Origin of the sequence: Chromohalobacter sp. HP20-39 (assembly GCF_033052815.1) — a bacterium.
Classification (GTDB): Bacteria; Pseudomonadota; Gammaproteobacteria; order Pseudomonadales; family Halomonadaceae; genus Chromohalobacter.
In genome coordinates, this window is sequence record NZ_JAWHTP010000113.1 from 1 (window position 1) to 504 (window position 504).

1 protein-coding gene is annotated in these 504 nt (G+C 65.1%); it reads left to right on the forward strand.

Annotated elements, in window-relative coordinates; genetic code table 11:
• Positions 1-58: 58 nt before the first annotated feature.
• The coding region (locus RVY79_RS17195; protein ID WP_317465688.1) for an LLM class flavin-dependent oxidoreductase at positions 59-504 on the forward strand (446 nt) is incomplete at its 3' end.

A 504-nucleotide genomic window follows, 5' to 3' on the forward strand; every position in this document is an offset into this window, starting at 1 on the left:
TCTCTGGAACTGCACCGCTTGGAAGGCAGCCTGCGCGCGCTCTGAACCGGTCACGATCATGTCTACTTCACTCGACAAACTGACACACGGCGGCTTCAGCATCGGTATCGAGCTGCCGCTCGACAACGATTGGTCCCCCGCAGGCGAAGCCAAACGCCAGCAGGATGGACGCCGCCCCGGCGTGCCAGACATGGAACACCACGCAACCCTGGTGCAACTGGCGGATACGCTCGGCTTCCGCGCCCTCTGGGTGCGGGACGTGCCGGTGTACGATCCCGCGTTTGGCGATGCCGCGCAGGTGTTCGAGGCGTTTTCGTATCTCGGCTACCTTGCGGGCGTCACCCGCGACATTCTGCTCGGTACGGCGGCCGTCGTGCTGCCGCTGCGCGAGCCGCTGTTGACGCTGAAGTCCGCCGCGACGGTGCAAGAACTCAGCCGCGGCCGTCTGCTGCTCGGCGTAGCAAGCGGTGATCGGCCGGTCGAATATCCGCTGTTCAACCGAGA